This window comes from Mesocryomonas fontinalis (genome assembly GCF_055730125.2).
In genome coordinates, this window is record NZ_JBUZWG020000001.1 from 852,387 (window position 1) to 868,265 (window position 15,879).

Below are 15,879 nucleotides of genomic sequence, written 5' to 3' on the forward strand. Positions count from 1 at the left end.
CTTGCCACCCGCCGCCCGATCCGCGAAGACAGCGGCATGATCCATGCTGCATCCTTCGCCCCGGCCCGTCCGTGACCCAGCCCTATCCCCCGATCGAGCCCTATGCCACCGGCCGCCTCGACGTCGGTGACGGCCATGAACTCTACTGGGAGCTGTGCGGCAATCCCGACGGCCAGCCGGCGGTGTTCCTGCACGGGGGCCCCGGCAGCGGTTCGGGCGCTCACCACCGCCGCCTGTTCGATCCGGCCCGCTACAAGATCCTCCTCTTCGACCAGCGCGGCGCCGGCCGCTCGACGCCGCAGGGCGGGCTCGAGGCCAACACCACCTGGCACCTCGTCGCCGATCTCGAGCGGCTGCGCGAGATGATCGGCGCGGAGACCTGGCTGCTGTTCGGCGGGTCCTGGGGCGCGACGCTGGCGCTCGCCTATGCCGAGACCCATCCGGCGCGGGTGTCGGCGATGATCCTGCGCGGGGTCTTCTCCGGCCGGCAGCGGGAGGTCGACTGGTTCTACCAGAGCGGGGCGAGCCTGCTGTTTCCCGACCGCTGGGAGGATTTCCTCCGACCGATCCCCGAGGCCGAGCGCGGCGATCTCGTCACCGCCTTTCGCTCGCGGCTGACCGATCCCGACCGGGCGGTGCGCGCCCGCGCCGCCAGCGCCTGGGCCGGGTGGGAGGCGCGCACGGTGAGCCTGCGCGGCAGCGGCGGCCATGGCGGCGGGGACACGGCCAGCGACGGCACCATCGCCTTCGCCCGGATCGAGAATCACTACTTCCTGCACAAGCTCTGGTTCGACGAGGGGCAGCTGATCCGCGACGCCGGACGGCTTAACGGCATCCCCGGCGTGATCATCCAGGGGCGATACGACGTGGTGACGCCGGCGCACACCAGCTGGGCCTTGCACAAGGCGTGGCACCAAGCCGACTATCGGCTCGTGGAGGGTGCGGGCCATGGATTCTCCGAGCCCGGGATTCTCGTTGAACTCGTCGCGGCCACCGACCGCTTCGCCGATCCAGAGGTCTGACATGACGCTCGACAACAGGCCGGTCTACAGCGGCGGGTGCCAATGCGGCGCGGTGCGCTTTCGCATCGAGGGTACGCTCGGCCGCGCCTCCGTCTGCCATTGCCGCATGTGCCAGAAGGCGTTCGGCGGCCTCTACGCGCCGCTGGTCTCGCTCGGCGACGCGACGCTTGCCTGGACGCGCGGCGAGCGGGCGCTGTTCCAGTCGTCGAACCATGTTCGCCGCGGCTTCTGCGCCGGCTGCGGCACGCCGCTGACCTACGAGGACCCGGCGGGCGCAGCGCTTGCCATCGGCGCCTTCGACGATCCCTCGGCGCTCGCCCCGATGATCCAGTTCGGCCTCGAGGGCAAGCTGCCCTATGCCGACCGGATCCCGTCCTTGCCGGTGCGAAAGACGCTGGAGGATGCCGACAGCGCCGGCTTTCTGACGACCCTGATCTCCTACCAGCACCCCGACCACGATACCGACGACAGCGACTTCGCCGAAGGTTTTGCCCGATGACAGAAAACCGCAAGCTCTATCCCGAGATCGAGCCCTATGCCTTTGGCCATCTCGACGTCGGCGACGGGCACCGCGTCTACTGGGAGCGCGTCGGCACGCCGGGCGGCAAGCCCGCGGTCTTCCTGCACGGCGGTCCGGGGGGCGGATGCGCGCCGAGCCACCGCCGGCTGTTCGATCCCGCCCGCTACGACGTGTTGCTGTTCGACCAGCGCGGCTGTGGCCGCTCGACGCCGCATGCCGAGCTCGAGGCCAACACGACCTGGCACCTCGTCGCCGACATCGAACGGCTGCGGGAGATGGCGGGCGTCGAGCAATGGCTGGTGTTCGGCGGCTCCTGGGGTTCGACGCTCGGGCTCGCCTATGCCGAGGCGCACCCAGCGCGGGTCAGCGAGATCGTGCTGCGCGGCATCTTCCTGCTGCGCGCCTTCGAGCTGCACTGGTACTATCAGGAGGGCGCCTCGCTGCTCTTTCCCGACAAGTGGGAGCGGTTCCTGGCGGCGATCCCGGAGGCCGAGCAAGGCGACCTCGTCACCGCCTACCGCAACCGGCTGGTCGATCCCGACCCGGCCGTCCGCATTGCCGCCGCCCGCGCCTGGAGCCAGTGGGAGGGCGAGACGATCACCCTTTTGCCGGAGCCGGCGACCAGCGACAAATTCCACGAGGACGAGTTCGCGCTGGCGTTTGCGCGGATCGAGAATCACTACTTCGTCCACCAGGGCTGGCTGGAGGAGGCGCAGCTGCTGCGCGATGTTGGGCGGCTGCGCGGCATCCCGGCGGTGATCGTCCAGGGCCGCTACGATATCGCGACGCCCGCCGTCTCGGCCTGGGACCTGCACAAGGCCTGGCCGGAGGCCGAGTTCCACCTCGTCGAGGGCGCCGGCCACGCTTATTCGGAACCCGGCATCCTCGACCAGCTGCTGGCGGCGACCGACCGGTTTGCGGGGACACTGCCGACGGCTTGACCTTGGGGGAGAGAGGCTCCATGCCTCGGCGCCTCCAGCGCAGCGGTGATGACGGCCCCGCTCGCCCCTGACGGACGATCAGCCATGGCATCACACTCTCCCGAGACGTCCCGCGGCTTCATCATGGCGACGTCGGCCTTCCTGATCTGGGGGCTGGTCCTGCCGGTTTACATGAAGCTCCTCGCCGGCGTTCCGGCGCTGGAGATCATCGCCCACCGGATCGTCTGGGCGGTGCCTTTCACCGCCGTGGTGCTGGCTTTCCTCGGCGGGTTCAAGGGCCTCGGGCCGGTGTTCCGCTCGCCGAAGACGCTCGCCTTCGCGGCGCTGACGGCCAGCATCATCTCGGTCAACTGGGGGCTCTACGTCTACGCCATCATCTCCGGCCACGCGATCGACGCGGCGCTCGGCTACTACATCAACCCGCTGGTCAATGTGCTGATGGGGGCGCTGTTTCTCGGCGAGCGGCCGACCCGTGCGCAGATCGGCGCGATTTTGCTGGCGGTGCTGGCGGTGGCGGTGCTGACCTTCCAGGCCGGCGGACTGCCGTGGATCTCGCTCGTCCTCGCTTTTTCCTTCGCCACCTACGGCCTCCTGCGCAAGGTTCTGCCGATCGGGGCGGCGGAAGGCTTCTTCCTGGAAGTCGTGCTGCTGACGGCGCCGTGCCTTGCCGTGATCGCCTGGACCATCGCCCGGGGCACCCAGCACTTCGGCGTCGACCCGTCGGAGACCTGGCTGCTGATCGGCGCCGGTCCGTTGACCGCCATTCCGTTGATCCTCTTCGCCGCCGGCGCGCGGGCGCTCGACTATTCGACCATCGGCATCCTGCAGTACATCGCCCCGACGATGATCTTCGTCACCGCCGTGTTCTTCTTCGGCGAGCCGTTCTCGGCCGTCGATCTCGGCGCCTTCGCGCTGATCTGGCTGGCCGTCGGGATCTATGTCTGGTCGATGCTGCGCAAAAGCCGCGTACGGCGCCGGCAGGCGGCCCTCGCCGCAGAGACGGGCTGCCTGACATAGCTCAGTTGGAAGGCGGCGCTGCGCGGGCTCCCGGCTCAGCCGGGAGCGTTCGGCCTAAAGCCGCTGGATGATCGCGGCCTCGCCATCGTCGTTGTCGGCCGGCGCCTTGTGCCGGAGGCGCGGGATGATGTCTTCGGCGCGGTCGATCACCAGCGGCTGAACCTGGTGTCCGGTGTGGATGTAGCCTTCGCCGCGCATATGGTCGAGCAGCGCCGAGAGCGGGTCCCAGAAGCCGGCGATGTTGGCGATGGCGATCGGCTTGGCATGGCGGCCGAGCTGGCCCCAGGTCATGATCTCGATCAGCTCTTCCAGCGTGCCGATGCCGCCGGGCAGCGCCACGAAGGCGTCCGAACGCTCGAACATGATGTGCTTGCGCTGGTGCATGTCCTCGGTGACGATCAGCTCGTCCAGCCGCTTCAGCTCGCTCTCGGTCGCCTCCATGTCGATGAGGAAGCGCGGGATGACGCCGGTGACCTTGCCGCCGGCGGCGATCACCGCATCGGACACGGCGCCCATGATGCCACGGGTGCCGCCGCCGTAGATCAGCCGGATGCCGGCTTTGCCGATCGCGGTGCCGAGGATCTCGGCGGCCTGGAGATGGGAGGGATCGCGGCCGGGAGACGAACCGCAATAGACGCAGATGGATTGAATCGAGCTCATGTCCGCAAATTCGGCTGTGCGGCGCGGGAGGTCAAGCGGGAAGCGTGCAAAGCGGGTATGCGGCGGGGGTGAGGGGTGGGGATTAAGGCGCGGGGCGCGTGGAGACGGGTTAGATGAGCGCTCTCAGCCAACGGGTCATAGCTGATATGTCAGACGTTAGACGCTAGATATGCCTTAACGACGCTGGGGAACTCGCCTTTTCGGAGATCGAGAGGCTCGTGCTTTGCGGCTTTGGAGTAGCACAGCCTTCGATGAGTTGAAGCGAAGGCGTCGATGCAGCGACGGCCCGGATCGGATGCTCACCGCTGCATCCCCCTGAGGATAAGCCCAACCGTCGCTCTCCTGCGGCCATCGCTTCCACCGACGTCACTCACGACGGCCCACCCGTCGCCCTCCCCAAAGCACACCCCTACGGTCCCTCTTGCGCACTCCCTACAACACCCCCGGAAACAGCGCGTCCACCTCCGCCACCACGCGCATGCGCCAGGCGGCGTTGCGCTCGGCGCGGGGTGTCGGCAGGTCGAAGACGCCGCGGATGCGGGAAGGGCGGGGCGTCAGGAGGACGAGGCGGTCGGCGAGGTCGACGGCTTCTCGGAGATTGTGGGTGACCATGACCGCGGTCGTCGGCCGGGCGGACCAGACCTCTAGCAGCAGTGCCCGGAGCTTGGCGGCCGTCGTCTCGTCGAGCGAGACGAAGGGCTCGTCGAGCAGCAGTAGCGATGGCTGGATGGCGAAGGCGCGGGCGAGCGCGACGCGGCGGGCAAGGCCGAGCGACAGCTCGCCGGGATAGCGCGTGCGCAGCTCGGACAGGCCGAGCGCTTCGAACAGCGGCGCGAGTTCCAGGTGCCGCAACTCCGGCGGCAGCGCCAGCCGGACATTGGTTTCGACGTCGCGCCAGGGCAGCAGCCGCGGCTCCTGGAACACCGCGGCGACGCGGCCTTCCGGCAGGCGGGCATGGCCGTCGAAGTCGGTGTCGAGGCCGAGGAGGATGCGCAAGGTGGTCGTCTTGCCGCAGCCGGAAGGGCCGATCAACGCGGTGAAGCTGCCTGGCGGCGCTGAAAAGGCGATGTCGTTGATCGCGAGAAGCTCTTCCCCGTCGGCCGAGCGAAAGCGTTTCTGCCGGATGCTGACGTCGAGCCCCTCAGCCATGCCGCATCCGCCAGCGGGTGGCATGCGCCTCGAGCGGCTGGACGAGGAGCACTTCGATCACCAGCATGACGGCGACGAAGGAGAGCGAGTAGGCGAGAATCGCCGCGACGTTGGAGAGCGAGAAGTACAGCGCGATCTGGAAGCCGACGCCGCTCGACAGGCCGAACAGCTCGACCACCAGCGCGATCTTCCAGATCAGCGAGAGGCCGGAGCGGGTGGCGGCGGCGAGATAGGGCTGCAGCTGCGGTAGGATCACATGGCGCAGACGGTCGAGCCGGCTGAGGCGGTAGACGGTCGCCATCTCGGCCAGCGGCCGGTCGAGCGCCCGCGTGCCCTCGCGAAGGGTCACCACGACGTTCGGGATCTTGTTGATGGCGATGGCGAGGATCGCCGCGGTCTCGTTGGTGCCGATCCAGATGAACAGGAGGAAGATCACCACCAGCGCCGGCAGGTTGAGGAAGAGGATGAGCCAGGGATCGAAGAACCGGTTGGCGCCCCGGCTGGCGCCGAGGAGGATGCCGATCGCCGTGCCGATGGCCATCGCCAGCACGAAGGAGGCGGCAACGCGCATCAGCGTCATCGCGAGGTGGTAGGGCAATTCGCCGGTCCGCGCATCCTTCCAGAACGCCGCGAGCACCGCCGGCGGACCCGGGAACAGCCGGGACCCAGCAAGGTCCGCCGCCAGCCACCAGAGGGCGAGGAGGCTGGCGATCGAGCCGGCGGTGACGAGAAAGGTCGATCGGCGCCGGCCCGCGCCGGCACGCAGTCTCTCCATGTCAGGTGCCACGCTTCAGGCCGGCCCAGTAGGTGCCGGGGTCGAGCGTCTTGCCGGGACCGACCAGCTTTTCGCCGGCGAGCCTCTCCAGCACCCCGTATAGCGTCGCGGCATCCTTCTCCTCGTCCTCGACGGGGCGCGCCGGAATGCCGTCGCGGTAGCGCTGCCGCATGACCGCCAGCGTCTTGTCGTCCTCGGCCTGCACCAGCGGCTGCAGCGCCGTCCACTCGGCGTCGCTGTCCTTCAGCAGCGCCTTGGTCTCGCGCGAGGCGGCGAGGAAGCCCGCCGCGGCTTCTGGGTGCGCCGCGGCCCAGGCCTCGTCGAAGACGTAGCCGATCGCCGCGATCGGCCCGCGCGCGCCGGCGGCCTCGGCGGCCTCCTCGCCGGAGACCAGCCGGCGAAATCCCTCGGCCTCGAGGCGGGCGGCATAGTTCCAGTAGATCAGGACGGCATCGAGTTCGCCGCCCCGGGCCTTTTCGGCCAGCAGCGGCGGGGCGCCGTAGACGATGGTGGCGTCTTCAGTGAGATCGAGCCCGGCATCGCGGACGGCCAGCGCCCGGATCAGCAGGAAGTTCTTGTCGAGCGGCCCGCCGGCGACGCCGAGCGACCGGCCCTTGAGGTCCGCGAGCGTCCTGATCGGGCTGTCCTTCGGCACCATGATCGAGCCGACCGAGGTGGAATAGGGGGCGAAGACGTAGCGGCCGCCTTCGGCACGCTGGCGCGAGACGAACAGCCAGTCGGAGACGATCATATCGACGCTGCCGCCCTGCAAGGCGGTCGTCGTCGCGTTCTCGCCGGCAAAGGGCAGCATCTCGACGGTGACGCCGTGCTTCTTGTCGATGCCGTGCCGCTGCATGGCGTCGAGCTCCCAGTTGACGGTGCCGAACTTCAGGACGCCGATCCTGACGATTTCCGCGGCCGATGCTAAACCCGTCCAGCCGAAAGCCATCGCCGCCGCGCACAGCGCTGCCCGCCAGATCCTGCCCATGCCGTTTCTCCCGAATCCGGTCGTCACGGCGCCCACCAGGCGAGCATAGCAGGTCTCGCACCGGCGTCACCGCTGCGGAAGCACTCCTTCACGAGCGGGCGTCGATCGCCTCGGCGATCTCGTCGGCCATCTTCAGCGTCCGCACGACCACTGGCACCGCCAGCCGGAACAGGCTGGCGTTCTGGCCGCGTGCCGACTGCGCCTCGCGCACCTCGGCGGCGACGCTCTGAATCACCGGGATGAAGCGGATCACCAGCGAGATCGCGAGGCTCAGCTTTTCCGCGTCGACGCCGAGAAAGGCGAACCGCCAGAAGAAGCTTTCCAGCGCGGCGATCATCGCGCCGGTGCGGGTCGTCAGCGTCACCAGCGATGCCGCCAGAATCAGCGCGAGAAAGCGCAGGCTGACGAGCGTCGCGACGGTCCAGCCGCCGAACCAGAGCTGCAGGAGGAAGATCATGCCGATGGCGATCGCGGCCGGACGCAGCTGGCGCAGCAGCACCGCGGCCGGGATCTTCGCCAGAGCGAAGACGGCGAGCACCAGGAGGAGGCCGGCCGCCACCAGCCAGAGGTTGGCGGTGGCGAACAGCCCGGTGGCGAAGACCGGCAGCAGCAGGAGCTTCACGCCTGGCCGGAGGCGGTGAACGGGGCTGTCGGCCGCGATGTAGAGCGCCTGGATCACCGGCAGAGGTCGAGATAGGCGGCAACGGCCGCGTCGGGCCTCCCGTCGGCCTGCAGCCGGCCGGCGTCGAAGACCAGCACCCGGTCGAAGTCGGCGAGAAGGCTGAGATCGTGGGTGACCATCACCACCTGGCTCTCGCTCGCCTCGACCGCTGCCATGATGCGGCGGGTGTTGCGGAGGTCGAGGAGGGTCGTCGGCTCGTCGAGCACCAGGACCTCGGGCTGCATCACCATGACCCCGGCCAGCGCCACCAGCTGGCGTTCGCCGCCAGAGAGTTCGTGGATCAGCCGATCCTCGAATCCGTCAAGACCGTGGCGGGCGAGGGCGGCGGCGGTGCGGGCGGCGATCTCCGCCTTGCGGAGGCCGCGGTGCTTTAGGCCGAAAGCGATGTCCTCGCCGACGGTCGGGTAGACGATCTGGCTGTCGGGGTTCTGAAAGACGAAGCCGACCTTCCGCCGGACCGCTTTGACGTCGGTGCGGGTGTCGATGCCCTCGACGTCAACGCTTCCCTCGGTCGGCAGGATCAGCCCGTTGAGAAGCCGCACGAAGGTGCTCTTGCCCGAGCCGTTGGCGCCGATGACGCCGATGCGCCGCTCGCCGAGCGCCAGCGTCAGGTCCGACAGCACCGCGCGCCCGCCGCGCGACACCGAGACCGCCGAGAGCGAGATCATTCCGGTCGGGCGATCGGGCGGCTGGCGGTCACGCCCGCTGCAGCCGGGGGGCGATCAGCGGATAGGCGCGCTTGACCGTGACGATGACGGCGGCGGCGATGCCGGCCTTGATGAGATCGCCGGGGATGAAGGCGATGCCGGAGGCGACGAAGGCATCGACGAGGCTCATCGTCGGCGCCGAGGCGTTCGCGGTCGACATCCACCAGAACCAGGGAACGCCGATGCCGTAGACGACGCCGATGCCGCCGACGAGCGCGATGGCGAAGGCCGAGACGAAGGAGAGGCGGGTCCAGAAGCGTTCGGTCAGCCAGCCGATGACGAAGGCCGAGGCGATCCAGCCGTAGATGAAGCCCGACCAGGGACCGACCAGCGCGCCGATGCCGCCGCGTCCGCCCGACAGCAGCGGCAAGCCGATCGCCACCAGCGCCACGAAGAGCAGCATCGACAGCCCGCCGCGCCGCGCGCCGAGGACGCCGCCGGCCAGCATCGGCCCCATCGACTGGGCGGTGATGGGCACGCCGAGGGCCGGAATGATCAGCGGCGGAAACACCGCCAGCACCGCCATCACGGCGGCGAACAGGGCGATGTAGACGATATCGCGTGTGGTCATGGACGGTTTCCCCGCGTCGGCCTCGACGTGTTTCCGTGAGACCGCATCCGGCGGGAAAGGTCAATCGACCTGCGGCTGCGGTTCGGCGTTCCCGCTCACCCCGTGGTCAGCGTCCGCCGCACCGCATCGCGCCAGCCGCCGAGCTTGCGCGTGCGCTCGGCCGCGGTCATGTCGGGCTCGAAGCGGCGCTCCAGCCGCCAGCGCTCGGCAAAGCCTTCCTGGCCCGGCCAGACGCCGGCCTTGTGCCCGGCAAGCCAGGCGGCGCCGAGCGCCGTGGTCTCCAGCACCACCGGCCGGTCGACCGGGGCGGCGAGGAGATCCGCAAGGCGCTGCATCGTCCAGTCCGAGGCGACCATGCCGCCGTCGACGCGCAGCACGGTGCCGCCATCCGCCGTCCAGTCGAGGCGCATGGCCTCGAGCAGGTCCGCGGTCTGGAAGCACACCGCCTCCAGCGCCGCTCGGGCGATCTCGTTCGGGCCGGTATTGCGGGTGAGGCCGTACATCGCGCCGCGCGCCTCGGCATCCCACCACGGCGCGCCGAGGCCTGTGAACGCGGGGACGAGGTAGACCTCCTCGGCAGGGTTCGCCTGCGCCGCCATGGCGCCGGAGACGTCGGCGCGGTCCATCAGCTTCAACCCGTCGCGCAGCCACTGCACGGCAGCGCCGGCGATGAAGATCGAGCCCTCCAGCGCATAGGTGGTCACGCCATCCAGGCGGTAGGCGATGGTGGTCAGCAGGCGGTTCTGCGAGGTCACCTTGGTCGCGCCGGTGTTCATGACCGCAAAGCAGCCGGTGCCGTAGGTCGATTTCAGCATGCCCGGCTGGAAACAGGCTTGCCCGAGCGTCGCGGCATGCTGGTCGCCGGCCATGCCGAGGATGGGGATGCCGACGCCGAGCAGCGAGGGTTCGGTGACGCCGAAATCCGCGGCACAGTCCTTCACCTCCGGCAGCAGCGACCGGGGAATGCCGAGGAGCGCCAGCAACTCCTCGCTCCACTCGTTCCGGGCGATGTCGAAGAGCAGCGTCCGGCTGGCATTGGTCGCGTCGGTCGCGTGCACTCTGCCGCCCGTCAGGCGCCAGAGGAGAAAGCTGTCGACGGTGCCGAAGGCGAGCTTGCCGGCCTCCGCATCGGCCCGGGCGCCCTCGACGTTGTCGAGCAGCCAGCGCAGCTTGGTGCCGGAAAAATAGGGGTCGGCGATGAGACCGGTCTTCTCGGTCAGCATCGGCTCCGCGCCGTCGGCGACCAGCTGCCGGCAGAACTCGGCGGTGCGGCGGTCCTGCCAGACGATGGCGTTGTAGATCGGCTTGCCGGTCTCGCGGTCCCAGACGATCGTCGTCTCGCGCTGGTTGGTGATGCCGATGCCGGCAATGTCGGAGGCCGACAGCGAGGCGTCGGCGAGCGCCGCCCGGACGGTGGCGAGGACGGACGACCAGATCGCCTCCGGATCGTGCTCGACCCAGCCGGAGCGCGGGAAGATCTGCGGAAACTCCTGCTGGCCGATGCCGACGATGCGATAGGCGTCGTCGAACACGATGGCGCGGGTCGAGGTCGTGCCCTGATCGATGGCGAGAACATAGCCGGACATGACGAACTCCTTTTGTGCGGCGCGTGCCGGTTAGGCACACGCAGGCCGATACAGGAGAGGCCGGGAACGTCCCGGCCTCTCCTTCTCCCTGTCGAACGAAAGCCTTACTGCTTGGCGTCGGCCCAGCTCTTGACCAGCTCGTCATAGTTGACGGTCTGGGGCTTTTCCTTCTCGTTCTCGATCTTCGGCTGCGGCGCGAGAGTGCCGTTCTTCTTGGCCTCGGCGACCCAGTAGTCGAGGTCGTGCTCTTCGTTCATCATCGGGCCCTTCTCGCCCTGGACGCCCGACTTCTCGATGCGGGTCATGACCTTTTCCTGCTCGGCGCAGAGCGAGTCCATGGCCTCCTGCGGGGTCTTGTCGCCCGAGGACGCATCGCCGATCGCCTGCCACCAGAGCTGGGCGAGCTTCGGATAATCCGGAACGTTGGTTCCGGTCGGCGACCACTGAACGCGGGCCGGCGAACGGTAGAACTCGACGAGGCCGCCAAGGTTCTTGGCGCGCTCGGTGAAGCTCTTGTCGCGAATGGTCGACTCGCGGGTGAAGGTCAGGCCGACATGGCTCTTCTTCACGTCGACGGTCTTCGAGCCGACGAACTGGGCGTAGAGCCAAGCGGCCTGGGCGCGGTCGACCGGGGTCGACTGCATCAGCGTCCAGGAACCAACGTCCTGGTAGCCGAGCTTCATGCCTTCCTTCCAGTAGACGCCGTGCGGCGAGGGGGCCATGCGCCACTTCGGCGTGCCGTCCTCGTTGACGACCGGCAGGCCCTTCTTGACGGCATCCGCGGTGAAGGCGGTGTACCAGAAGATCTGCTGGGCGACTTCGCCCTGCGCCGGGACCGGGCCGGATTCGGAGAAGTTCATGCCCTGGGCGGTCGGCGGCGCGTAGGCCTTCATCCAGTCGAGATACTTCTGGATCGAATAGACCGCGGCCGGTCCGTTGGTGTCGCCGCCGCGGGCGACGCAGGAGCCGACGGGCTGGCTCTTGTCGTTGACGCGGATGCCCCATTCGTCGACCGGCAGGCCGTTCGGCAGGCCCTTGTCGCCGTTGCCGGCCATCGACAGCCAGGCATCGGTGAAGCGCCAGCCGAGCGACGGGTCCTTCTTGCCGTAGTCCATGTGGCCATAGACCTTCTTCCCGTCGATCTCGCGACCGGTGAAGAATTCGGCGATGTCCTCGTAGGCGGACCAGTTCACGGGGACGCCGAGGTCGTAGCCGTACTTCGCCTTGAAGTCGGCCTTGTTCTTCTCGTCGTTGAACCAGTCGTAGCGGAACCAGTAGAGGTTCGCGAACTGCTGGTCGGGCAGCTGGTAGAGCTTCTTGTCCGGCGCGGTGGTGAACGAGGTGCCGATGTAGTCGGCGATGTCGAGCGTCGGCGAGGTCACGTCCTTGCCTTCGCCGGCCATCCAGTCGGTGAGGTTGCGGACCTGATTGTAGCGCCAGTGCGTGCCGATGAGGTCGGAATCGTTGACGTAGGCGTCGTAGATGTTCTCGCCCGACTGCATCTGCGTCTGCAGCTTCTCGACGACGTCGCCCTCACCGATCAGGTCGTGCGTGATCTTGATGCCGGTGATCGCGGTGAAGGCGGGCGCCAGCACCTTGGATTCGTATTCATGCGTGGTCAGCGTCTCGGAGACGACCTTGATCTCCATGCCGGCGAAGGGCTTGGCGGCATCGATGTACCACTGCATCTCCTTTTCCTGGTCGGCGCGGGGCAGCGTCGAGAGATCCTTGATCTCGGCGTCCAGGAACTTCTTCGCCGCGTCCATGTCGGCGAAAGCCGGGCCGGTGGCGATCGCCATGGCGATGGCAGCGGCCGAAACCATCCAATGTTTCTTCACGTGTTCTCCTCCCAGAGGTGTACGGCCGGTCGGTGAGGGGCGCTTGTCGCGTCGACCGGCAAGGATCGCGCGCGCCGTATCCCGCCCCGTTCCCCCGGGGCGAAACTGTTCGCTTCAGACGAAGCGGAAAACCAGAACCGCGTAGGCGGCGCAGACGATCAGCGCGTACCAAAGCGGCGCCTCGGTGAGGCCGAGCCAGCCGAGGCAGATGAAGGCCGAGCCCAGCAGCGACAGGAACAGCCGGTCGCCGCGCGTCGTCTCGAAGCGCAGGATTCCGAAGCGCGGATTGCCGCCGGGCGAAGCGTATTCCCAGACACCCATCAGCGCGATCAAAGAGAAGATCGCCAGGAAGAAGATCGCCGTCGGCCAAGTCCAGGCCATCCAGGAGAGGTTGATCATGCCGAGGCTCCGTCGTCTCTGTCGAGGGGGCCGGCAAGGTGATCCCCGCTGCTCAAATGCCTGTGGGACGTGCCGGCCGTAGCCGACACTGCGATTCGTCTTGCCGCTAAACTACCGTTCGCCATCACACCCTCCCGAGGGCGAAGCCCTTGGCGATGTAGTTGCGGACGAACCAGATGACGATGGCGCCGGGGATGATGGTGAGGACGCCGGCGGCGGCGAGCACGCCCCAGTCCATGCCCGACGCCGAGACGGTGCGGGTCATGATCGCGGCGATCGGCTTGGCGTCGGTCACCGTCAGCGTCCGAGCGATCAGGAGTTCGACCCAGGAGAACATAAAGCAGAAGAAGGCGGCGACGCCGATGCCGGACGCGATCAGCGGCGTGAAGATCTTGAAGAAGAACTTCGGGAAGGAGTAGCCGTCGATATAGGCGGTCTCGTCGATCTCCTTCGGCACGCCCGACATGAAGCCCTCGAGAATCCACACCGCCAGCGGCACGTTGAACAGGCAGTGCGCCAGCGCCACGGCGATGTGCGTGTCGATCAGCCCGAAGGCCGAGTAGAGCTGGAAGAACGGCAGCGCGAACACCGCGGGCGGCGCCATGCGGTTGGTCAGCAGCCAGAAGAACAGGTGCTTGTCGCCGAGGAAGCGGTAACGCGAGAAGGCGTAGGCCGCAGGCAAGGCAACCGTTACCGAGATCACCATGTTCATGACGACGTAGATGATCGAGTTGATGTAGCCGTTGTACCAGGACGGATCGGTGAAGATCACGCGGTAGTTGGCGAGCGTCGGCGCTGCCGGGAACAGCGTGAACTGGTTGACGATCTCGGTATTGGTCTTGAAGCTCATGTTGACCAGCCAGTAGATCGGCAGCAACAGGAAAAGGATATAGACGATCGGGATCAGCGCCTTCGGTTTGAAGCGCCCGGACCGGCGGCGCGCGCGCTCCTTGAGGGCGGTCTCCGAATGGGCGGCAGAGGGGATGCCGCCGGCCGGTACCCGGGCGTTGAAAATTGCTTCGGTGCTCATTCCACCGGCTCCTTCACGTTGCGGTCGCGGCCCGCATTCTCCATCACCGTGTAGAAGATCCACGACATCAGCAGGATGATCAGGAAGTAGATCAGGCTCATCGCTGCCGCCGGACCGAGGTCGAACTGGCCGACCGCCATCTTGACGAGATCGATCGAGAGGAAGGTCGTCGAGTTGCCGGGGCCACCGCCGGTGACGACGAAGGGCTCGGTGTAGATCATGAAACTGTCCATGAAGCGCAGCAGCACGGCGATCAACAGGACGCGTCCCATCTTCGGCAGCTGGATGTAGCGGAACACCGCCCAGCGCGAGGCGCCGTCGATCTTGGCCGCCTGATAGTAGGCGTCGGGGATCGAGACGAGGCCGGCGTAGCAGAGCAGCACGACGAGGCTCGTCCAGTGCCAGACGTCCATGATGATGAGCGTCGCCCAGGCGTCGAACGCGTTCTGCACATAGTTGTAGTTGATGCCGAGGCCGGTGAGGAAGCGGCCGAGGAGGCCGATGTCGGTCCGGCCGAACACCTGCCAGATCGTGCCGACGACGTTCCACGGGATCAGCAGCGGCAGCGCCATCAGCACGAGGCAGACCGGCACCCAGATGCCCTTCTTCGGCATGGCGAGCGCGACGAGGATGCCGAGCGGAATCTCGAGGGCGAGGATGATCGCGGAGAAGGCGAGGTTGCGCAGGAGTGCGGCGTGGAAGCGCGGCGACTGCAGCGTGTCGACGAACCAGCTCGTACCGTTCCAGAAGAACTGGTTGTTGCCGAACGTGTCCTGGACGGAATAGTTGACCACCGTGATCAGCGGGATCACCGCCGAGAAGGCGACGAGCACCAGCACCGGCAGGACGAAGAACCAGGCCTTGTTGTCGAAGGGCTTGTTCATGCCGCTCTCCCCTCAATCGGCGTGCCGGCCGAGCGGTCGACCAGCCATGAATCGGCGTAGAGATTGAGCGCCGACGGGTCGAAGACGACGTCCACATCCGTCGCGAGAGCAGCGCCCTCGGCGATCACCGAGACGAGTTTCTGGCCTTGGAAGTCGGCCCGCACGATGCGCTCCGAGCCGATGTCCTCGACCCGGGTGACGGCGACCGGCATGCCCTGGCCGCGCGGTACGATCTTGACGAACTCCGGCCGGATGCCAAGCTCGGTCTTCGCCGCGCCGCCGGTCGGACGGACGCCGCCGGGCAAAGCGATGCGCGTGCCCGAGATCACCGCGTCGGTGCCGTCGACCTCGCAGGCGAGCACGTTCATGCCGGGTGAGCCGATGAAGTAGCCGACGAACGTGTGCTGCGGGCGCTCGAACAGTTCCTCGGGCGTGCCGATCTGCACGACCTCGCCGTCATACATCACCACCACCTTGTCGGCGAAGGTCAGCGCCTCCGTCTGGTCGTGGGTGACGTAGACCATGGTCATCTGGAACTGCCGGTGCAGTTCTTTCAGCTGCGAGCGCAGCTGCCACTTCATGTGCGGGTCGATCACCGTCAGCGGCTCGTCGAACAGGATCGCGTTGACGTCCGGGCGGACAAGACCCCGGCCCAAGGAGATCTTCTGCTTCTCGTCGGCGGTCAGGCCTTGCGCCTTGCGGTCGGCCTTCGTCTCGAGGCCGAGGCGGACCAGCATGTCGTCGACCCGGCGGGTGATCTCGTCCTTCGGCACCTTGCGGTTCTTCAGCGGGAAGGCGAGGTTTTCGCGCACCGTCATGGTGTCGTAGATCACCGGGAACTGGAAGACCTGGGCGATGTTGCGCGCTTCCGGCGTCAGCATCGTCATATCCTTGTCGCCGAACAGGACGCGGCCTTCCGACGGCGTCAGGAGGCCGGAGATGATGTTGAGGAGGGTGGTCTTGCCGCAGCCGGACGGGCCGAGCAGCGCATAGGCGCCGCCATCGTCGAAGCTATGGTCGACTTCGCGAAGGGCGTAATTGCCGGCACGGGCGAGCTCGGGCGTGTAGGCGTGGCGGATGTGGTCGAGGCGGATACGGGCCATGCTCTCT

The 15,879-nt window shown here is 67.6% G+C and carries 17 protein-coding genes; 4 read left to right on the forward strand and 13 right to left on the reverse strand.

Annotation, left to right across the window (positions count from 1 at the left end; translation table 11 throughout):
• The first annotated feature begins 71 nt into the window (after positions 1-71).
• From pip (ACZL02_RS03905) to rarD, 4 genes are all read left to right on the forward strand, one after another.
• The gene (gene pip, locus ACZL02_RS03905; RefSeq protein WP_472938858.1) at positions 72-1,022 is read left to right on the forward strand and encodes a prolyl aminopeptidase; all 951 of its coding nucleotides are present in this window, start codon (positions 72-74) and stop codon (positions 1,020-1,022) included.
• A 1-nt stretch (position 1,023) separates the two neighbouring features.
• Positions 1,024-1,521: a GFA family protein gene (locus tag ACZL02_RS03910; protein ID WP_472938859.1), complete on the forward strand. Its 498-nt coding sequence runs from the start codon at positions 1,024-1,026 to the stop codon at positions 1,519-1,521.
• Positions 1,518-2,483, forward strand: coding sequence for a prolyl aminopeptidase (pip, locus tag ACZL02_RS03915; RefSeq protein WP_472938860.1), 966 nt, complete (start codon positions 1,518-1,520; stop codon positions 2,481-2,483). The genes ACZL02_RS03910 and pip (ACZL02_RS03915) overlap by 4 nt, the downstream gene beginning before the upstream one ends.
• Before the next feature lie 84 nt (positions 2,484-2,567).
• Complete coding sequence (gene rarD / locus ACZL02_RS03920; protein ID WP_472938861.1) at positions 2,568-3,500, forward strand: EamA family transporter RarD; 933 nt, start codon at positions 2,568-2,570, stop codon at positions 3,498-3,500.
• 54 nt (positions 3,501-3,554) lie between these two features.
• Here the strand turns inward: rarD and ACZL02_RS03925 are convergent, their stop codons facing one another.
• The 13 genes from ACZL02_RS03925 to ACZL02_RS03985 all read right to left on the reverse strand — a co-directional run bounded on the left by ACZL02_RS03925 (position 3,555) and on the right by ACZL02_RS03985 (position 15,872).
• Positions 3,555-4,160 carry an LOG family protein gene (locus ACZL02_RS03925; RefSeq protein WP_472938862.1) on the reverse strand — a complete coding sequence of 202 codons (606 nt, stop codon included), beginning with the start codon at positions 4,158-4,160 and terminating at the stop codon, positions 3,555-3,557.
• A 432-nt stretch (positions 4,161-4,592) separates the two neighbouring features.
• Positions 4,593-5,309, reverse strand: a complete 717-nt coding sequence (locus ACZL02_RS03930; protein WP_472938863.1) for an ABC transporter ATP-binding protein — start codon at positions 5,307-5,309, stop codon at positions 4,593-4,595.
• Positions 5,302-6,084, reverse strand: a complete 783-nt coding sequence (locus ACZL02_RS03935; protein ID WP_472938864.1) for an ABC transporter permease — start codon at positions 6,082-6,084, stop codon at positions 5,302-5,304. The genes ACZL02_RS03930 and ACZL02_RS03935 overlap by 8 nt, the downstream gene beginning before the upstream one ends.
• A gap of 1 nt (position 6,085) precedes the next feature.
• Positions 6,086-7,072 (reverse strand): ABC transporter substrate-binding protein, encoded by a 987-nt coding sequence (locus tag ACZL02_RS03940; protein WP_472938865.1) that lies wholly within the window; start codon positions 7,070-7,072, stop codon positions 6,086-6,088.
• An 88-nt stretch (positions 7,073-7,160) separates the two neighbouring features.
• Positions 7,161-7,751, reverse strand: a complete 591-nt coding sequence (locus tag ACZL02_RS03945; RefSeq protein WP_472938866.1) for an energy-coupling factor transporter transmembrane component T family protein — start codon at positions 7,749-7,751, stop codon at positions 7,161-7,163.
• A complete protein-coding gene (locus ACZL02_RS03950) occupies positions 7,748-8,422 on the reverse strand; it encodes an energy-coupling factor ABC transporter ATP-binding protein (RefSeq protein ID WP_472938867.1) in 675 nt (224 codons plus the stop codon). Before ACZL02_RS03950 ends, ACZL02_RS03945 begins: the two co-directional genes overlap by 4 nt.
• 28 nt (positions 8,423-8,450) lie before the next feature.
• Complete coding sequence (locus ACZL02_RS03955; protein WP_472931556.1) at positions 8,451-9,032, reverse strand: biotin transporter BioY; 582 nt, start codon at positions 9,030-9,032, stop codon at positions 8,451-8,453.
• A 95-nt stretch (positions 9,033-9,127) separates the two neighbouring features.
• On the reverse strand, positions 9,128-10,618 hold the full coding sequence (gene glpK / locus ACZL02_RS03960) for a glycerol kinase GlpK (RefSeq protein ID WP_472938868.1): 1,491 nt from the start codon (positions 10,616-10,618) through the stop codon (positions 9,128-9,130).
• 104 nt (positions 10,619-10,722) lie between these two features.
• A complete protein-coding gene (locus tag ACZL02_RS03965) occupies positions 10,723-12,441 on the reverse strand; it encodes an ABC transporter substrate-binding protein (RefSeq protein WP_472939107.1) in 1,719 nt (572 codons plus the stop codon).
• Positions 12,442-12,570: 129 nt separating this feature from the next.
• Positions 12,571-12,855: a DUF2160 domain-containing protein gene (locus ACZL02_RS03970; RefSeq protein ID WP_472938869.1), complete on the reverse strand. Its 285-nt coding sequence runs from the start codon at positions 12,853-12,855 to the stop codon at positions 12,571-12,573.
• Between the two features lie 124 nt (positions 12,856-12,979).
• A complete protein-coding gene (locus ACZL02_RS03975; RefSeq protein ID WP_472938870.1) occupies positions 12,980-13,885 on the reverse strand; it encodes a carbohydrate ABC transporter permease in 906 nt (301 codons plus the stop codon).
• Positions 13,882-14,769: a carbohydrate ABC transporter permease gene (locus ACZL02_RS03980; RefSeq protein ID WP_472938871.1), complete on the reverse strand. Its 888-nt coding sequence runs from the start codon at positions 14,767-14,769 to the stop codon at positions 13,882-13,884. The genes ACZL02_RS03975 and ACZL02_RS03980 overlap by 4 nt, the downstream gene beginning before the upstream one ends.
• Positions 14,766-15,872 (reverse strand): ABC transporter ATP-binding protein, encoded by a 1,107-nt coding sequence (locus ACZL02_RS03985; RefSeq protein ID WP_472938872.1) that lies wholly within the window; start codon positions 15,870-15,872, stop codon positions 14,766-14,768. Before ACZL02_RS03985 ends, ACZL02_RS03980 begins: the two co-directional genes overlap by 4 nt.
• Positions 15,873-15,879: the final 7 nt, after the last annotated feature.